The sequence below is a fragment of the Luedemannella helvata genome (assembly GCF_039528415.1).
Taxonomy (GTDB): Bacteria; Actinomycetota; Actinomycetes; order Mycobacteriales; family Micromonosporaceae; genus Luedemannella; species Luedemannella helvata.
In genome coordinates this window covers 1-4,427 of sequence record NZ_BAAALS010000025.1, presented here as the reverse complement: position 1 = coordinate 4,427, position 4,427 = coordinate 1, and the positions used below count along the sequence as shown (strand labels likewise).

The following is a 4,427-nucleotide window of genomic DNA, read 5'->3' as shown; positions in this document are numbered from 1 at the left end:
CCCACCCGCCGCTGCACGGCCGCACGGCCGCACCGCCGCGCCGCCGCGCCGCCGGCCACCGGCCGCCGCGCCGCCAAAAGCACGACTATGGCGACCTCGCGCGGGGCGCGTCTCGCCATAGTCGTGACTTTGGCGGCCGGGCACGGGTGAGGCCCCACCAAAACCGCGACTATGGCGACCCGGCACACCTCACCCCTCACCAAAGTCACGACAATGGCGACCCGGCACGGGTCAGGCCCCACCAAAACCGCGACTATGGCGACCCGGCACACCTCACCCCTCGCCAAAGTCACGACTTTGGCGACCCGGCATGGGGTTGACCCGCCAAGGCCCGCGGCGGCGACCCGGGAGACCGGCGGGATCGGGCCGCGACGACGCTTGCCTTGACGTCGGCGGCAAGGTTTAGCGTCGTACACATGCGGATCGGGGAACTCGCGCAGCGGGCGGGCACAAGCACCCGCACGCTGCGCTACTACGAGCATCAGGGCCTGCTGCACGCCGGCAGGGCGGCTAACGGGTACCGCGTGTACGACGACGCGGAGCTGCGCGTGGTGCGCGAGATTCGTGCCCTGCTGGCGGTGGGTTTCGCACTGGACGATATCCGGCCGTTCGTCGACTGCCTGCGGGCCGGCAACGAGTCGGGCGACGTGTGCCCTGACTCTGTCGCCGTGCTGCGCCGCAAGCTCGCCGAGGTCGACGCCGCGATCGACGAGATGACGGCGGTCAGGGACCAGCTCCGTACTCAACTGAATGATGCGATCAACGACCGGGAGACACCGTGCTGCGCCATGACCTGCTGACCGCCGTCACCGATGAGACGTTCGCCGAGGCGGTGCTCGGCGCCGACGGCCCCGTCGTCGTGGACTTCTGGGCCGAGTGGTGCCCGCCCTGCAAGATGATCTCGCGCGCGCTCGGCGAGCTGGCCGAGGAGTACGCCGGCCGAATCCGGGTCGTCACCCTGAACACGGACGACAACCCGGCAGCGACCAGGGCGTACGGCGTCATGTCCCTGCCCACGCTACTGGTCTTCCGCGACGGCGAACTGGTCGGGTCGACGATCGGCGCCCGGCCGAAGACGCAGCTACGCCAGCTCCTGGACGCGCACGCCGCCTGACCAGCGCCGCAACTTCTGGAACAGGTCGACCACAACCAGCACGTGATCAGCAGGACCGTGGCCTTAGCGGTCCCGTCGCCGGAAAGTGCCCAGCTGGGACAGCTTCAGGCACACCTCGCGCATGGCGGGTCGCCGCCAGCCCGCCGCCTCGTGGTGCGGGAGTCGACCGGCCGTCGACCCCGCCGGGCCACGTAATCCCCGGCCCCACCCGCCCCACCAGGGCGTCGGTGGCCGGGGTCAGGGGGTCGCGGTGTTCGTGGGCTGCGGCGTTGCGGGGGTCTCCGTCCCCTCGCTCAACTCCGGGTCGACCGGCAGGGCGCTGCCCGCGATCCACTTCTTCCAGCTGATCTGCCAGTCACCGAGGCCGTCACGCGGGTCCAGGTTCTTGCCGGTGTTCTTCACGTCGATGATGTCGCCGGGCCGGAAGGTGTCGAACATCCAGTTGATGTAGGCCGGTCCGATGTTGATGCAGCCGTGTGAGGTGTTCACCTTGCCGTGCTGCGGGATGTTCCAGTCGGCCATGTGGAAGAACTCGCCCGAGTTCGAGATCCGGACGGCCTTCTTGATCAAGGTGTCGTAGTAGTTCGGCGACTTCTTGTCGGTGATGCCGAAGCTCGCCGACGTCATCCGGTACTCCTGGTGCTTCTGCATCACCACGTGCACGCCGGAGTACGTGCGGAAGTCGATGAGCTCGCCGTTCGCGCCGGTCTCGACCTGGTCCTTGCCCAGGCTCACCGGGATGCCGGCGCTCACGTCGCGGCCGTTGATCTTCTTGACCTGCTTGCCGTCGACGTAGACCTTCATCCGCTTCGTCTTGGCGTCGGCGATGGCGATGTGCGACTCACCGATCTTGAACGTCGCGGAGACGTCCTCCTGGCCGTAGAGGCCGCCGCCGAGGTTCTTGCCGTAGACGTTGGCCTTCACGGTCACCTTGGTGCCGGCCGGCCAGTACTCCTTGGGCCGCCAGTGCACCTCGCGGTTGTCGAACCAGTGCCAGGCGCCGTAGACAGGCGGGTCGGTCGTCACCGAGAGCGCCTTCTGCGCCGCTTTCTTGTCCTTGATCGGCTCGTCGAACCAGACCGTGATCGGCTGGCCGACGCCGAAGGTGCCGCCGTTGAGCAGCACGGCGTAGTTGGCGCGCAGATAGGGCAGCGTCAGGTTGTTCGGCTTGACCGTCGTGAACTTGTTCGTCTGGTCGTACTGCTTGCCGTCGTCGCCGGTCGCCGTCACCTTCATGGTGTACGCCTTGTTGTAACCGAGCTTCTCGGTGGCGGTCCACGTACGCTTGTCAGCGTCGTACCTGCCCTTGACGACCTTGCCGGCGGAGTTGGTGAGCTTCACCTCGGTCAGCGTGCCGGCGGCGATCTCGGCCTTGATCGACGCGGCCGGCGAGACGTTCTTGGCGTTGGGGCCGGGCGAGATGGTGAGCGCGGAGCCCGACGGGCCGCCCGAGGCGCCCGGGCTCGCGGTGCTGTCGCCAGGCGAATGCCATTTCGCGTCGGCCGACCCGCCGCATGCGCTTGTCAGCGCGACCGCGACCGTCAGCGCGAACGCTGCGGCGATTCGCAGCCTGGACCGACCGGACCGCACCATGACGACTCCTCCCGCACAACCACCCATGGCGCGCGGGCGGAACGGGCCCTGGCGCGCCTGCACCGGAGGCTACTTCGTCGCATCAAGCCCTGCATACCGGCCGTATCGGCAGTCAGTAATTGCCCTATTTGCGTCCCGGACACGGAACCTGGTTGCGGGCACGCACCGCCTTCGACCTACCCTGAACCCGTGACGGTACGCGTTCGCTTTGCCCCATCCCCGACGGGAATGTTCCACGTCGGCGGTGCCCGGTCGGCCCTGCAGAACTGGATCTACGCCAAGCAGCACGGCGGCACCTTCGTCCTGCGGATTGAGGACACCGATCTGTCGCGTAACCGACCCGAATGGACCGACGGCATCCTGTCGGCCCTCGACTGGATCGGCATCGCGCGCGGCACCTACGAGGGCCCCTACTTCCAGTCCGAGAACGCCCAGGCCCAGCGTGACGCGGCCGGCCAGCTGCTGCGCGACGGTCGGGCGTACTACTGCGACTGCACCCGGGAGCAGGTGACCGAGCGGGCCGCGGCGCGCGGCGGCGCCGCGCAGTACGCCGGGTACGACGGCTTCTGCCGCGACCGCGGGCTGGAGGCCGCGCCGGGCCGCGCATTGCGCTTCCGTACCCCCGACGAGGGCGTCACCACGGTCGTCGACCTGGTCCGGGGCGAGCCGACATTCGAGAACAGGCTCATCGAGGACTTCGTCATCGCCCGTGGCGACGGTTCGCCGGTCTTCCTGCTCGCCAACGTCGTCGACGACATCAGCATGAAGATCACACACGTGATCCGGGCCGAGGAGCACCTGCCCAACACGCCCAAGCAGCAACTGCTCTGGGACGCGCTGGGCGTGACCCCGCCGATCTGGGCGCACGTGCCGGTCGTGGTGAACGAGAAGCGCCAGAAGCTTTCCAAGCGGCGCGACAAGGTGGCGCTGGAGGCGTACCGGGCGGAGGGCTACCTCGCCGACGCCATGCGCAACTACCTCATGCTGCTCGGCTGGGCGCCCAGCGGCGACCGCGAGATCGTCCCCTGGGAGGTCATCGAGGACGAGTTCCGCCTGGAGGAGGTCAACCCCTCCCCCGCGTTCTTCGACGAGAAGAAGCTGCGCGCCTTCAACGGCGAGTACATCCGGGCGCTCAGCGTCGAGGAGTTCATCGACGCGTGCCAGCCGTGGCTGACCGGCGAGATCGGCGGGGCGCGGGTGGCCCCGTGGCCGGCCGACGCCTACGATCCGGCGGCGTTCGCGGCCGTCGCGCCGCTCGCGCAGACCCGGGTCGCCGTCCTCTCCGAGATCATCCCGAATGTCGACTTCCTGTTCCTGGAGTCGCCGGAGATCGACGAGGCCGCGTGGGCCAAGGCGATGAAGGAGGGCGCGGCCGACCTGCTGCGCGCCGCCGCCGACGCGTTCAGCGCCGCGCCGGACTGGGCGGCCGAGCCGCTCAAGAACGCGCTCGAAGAGGTCGGCGCCGCCCGCGGCCTGAAGCTCGGCAAGGCCCAGGCCCCGGTCCGGGTCGCGGTCACGGGCCGGTCGATCGGTCTCCCCCTCTTCGAGTCCCTGGAGGTCCTGGGCCGCGACCGCACCCTAGCCCGCCTGCAAACGGCCCTGACCCGCCTCCAATAACGCCCCCACCCGCCCGCCGCCCTCGCCCGACGGCCCGCCGCCGCCTCGGCCGACGTTGACTCGAAAATGAACCTGTGGTGCTGGTCAGGCGGCTCGGGGTTGT

Annotated in this window: 4 protein-coding genes; 3 read left to right on the top strand and 1 reads right to left on the bottom strand. The window is 69.2% G+C overall.

Annotated elements, in window-relative coordinates; translation table 11 throughout:
- The first annotated feature begins 416 nt into the window (after window positions 1–416).
- Together ABD191_RS21950 and trxA are read left to right on the top strand one after the other, a co-directional pair.
- A complete protein-coding gene (locus ABD191_RS21950) occupies window positions 417–800 on the top strand; it encodes a MerR family transcriptional regulator (protein WP_344085214.1) in 384 nt (127 codons plus the stop codon).
- Window positions 779–1,114: a thioredoxin gene (gene trxA, locus ABD191_RS21945; protein ID WP_344085211.1), complete on the top strand. Its 336-nt coding sequence runs from the start codon at window positions 779–781 to the stop codon at window positions 1,112–1,114. The genes ABD191_RS21950 and trxA overlap by 22 nt, the downstream gene beginning before the upstream one ends.
- 237 nt (window positions 1,115–1,351) lie before the next feature.
- Here the strand turns inward: trxA and ABD191_RS21940 are convergent, their stop codons facing one another.
- Window positions 1,352–2,707, bottom strand: a complete 1,356-nt coding sequence (locus tag ABD191_RS21940) for an Ig-like domain-containing protein (protein ID WP_344085209.1) — start codon at window positions 2,705–2,707, stop codon at window positions 1,352–1,354.
- Window positions 2,708–2,896: 189 nt separating this feature from the next.
- Between ABD191_RS21940 and gltX the strand changes: the two genes are divergently transcribed.
- Window positions 2,897–4,324 carry a glutamate--tRNA ligase gene (gene gltX / locus ABD191_RS21935; protein WP_344085205.1) on the top strand — a complete coding sequence of 476 codons (1,428 nt, stop codon included), beginning with the start codon at window positions 2,897–2,899 and terminating at the stop codon, window positions 4,322–4,324.
- Window positions 4,325–4,427: the final 103 nt, after the last annotated feature.